Consider the following 251-nt stretch of genomic DNA (forward strand, 5'->3'; position numbering starts at 1 on the left):
GTGTTGCAAGTGCCCATTCACTTTTCCGCCCCGTAACAACGCAGGCTAGCTCTGTAATTTTACGCTGCGGTTTTCTGCACTTTTATTATGCGGCATACAATACGCCTGGTTTAACGCATCGATGACTAGTTCTTTTGTCATCCGCGAGTCAGCCCTCCAGCCCACGATTTTTCGGATAAATAAATCCATGATGCTCGCTACGTATAGCCATCCTTCAGCGGTCCACCCATAGGTAATGTCAGACATCCATA

The 251-nt window shown here is 47.4% G+C and carries 1 pseudogene; it reads right to left on the reverse strand.

The features are described 5' to 3' along the window. Positions 1–102 precede the first annotated feature (102 nt). Positions 103–251 (reverse strand): annotated as a pseudogene (locus J3482_RS20605) (DDE-type integrase/transposase/recombinase); the annotation flags it as partial.

It is taken from the genome of Alicyclobacillus suci (genome assembly GCF_017329615.1).
In the GTDB taxonomy this organism is placed as follows: domain Bacteria; phylum Bacillota; class Bacilli; order Alicyclobacillales; family Alicyclobacillaceae; genus Alicyclobacillus; species Alicyclobacillus suci.